This window comes from Paraburkholderia sp. 31.1, assembly GCF_014397645.1.
GTDB lineage: Bacteria > Pseudomonadota > Gammaproteobacteria > Burkholderiales > Burkholderiaceae > Paraburkholderia > Paraburkholderia tuberum.
The window spans coordinates 1-460 of sequence record NZ_VZQN01000211.1 but is presented as its reverse complement, the minus strand read 5'-3'; the positions used below and the strand labels follow the sequence as shown (position 1 = coordinate 460).

Sequence of the window (460 nt, the reverse complement as noted above, 5' to 3'; positions counted from 1 at the left end):
TCGAGCAGCTTCGTGTAGCGCGTCTCGTTGTTCTTGCTATCCCATTCGCTCGGCGCGTTGCAGATAAATCCGCGTAGTGCCTGACGCACCGGATCGTTCATCCTCACGTAGGTTGACAGCGCTTGCGCCCTCTGTGCCTCCGTCATGTCCTCTATCACCGGTAGCTCGCCGGTATCCCCCGCATCCTTGACCAGTTTCTTCAGTGCGTTGATATCGCACATCCCGTTACTATCGAATGGCGTGTTGGCGTCGCTGATCTTCTGCCAGCCCATGAACGACGGGAAATCCGCATCGGATAACTTCCTGATCTCCGCCTTGCTGATATCGATATACCCCTGCTTCCCCGCAGCGTAGGTCACCTGCACCCAGGTCTGCGGGTTTGGAGGCGGGGTCACGGCCGAGGACAGGACACGCCCGAAGCGCTGCATCTCGTACCCGTCGCTCGGGCAGGCATCGTAGA

At 59.1% G+C, this 460-nt stretch carries 1 pseudogene; it reads right to left on the bottom strand.

Annotated elements, in window-relative coordinates:
- Positions 1-460, bottom strand: a pseudogene (locus F6X37_RS36030) (peptidase M23); the annotation flags it as partial.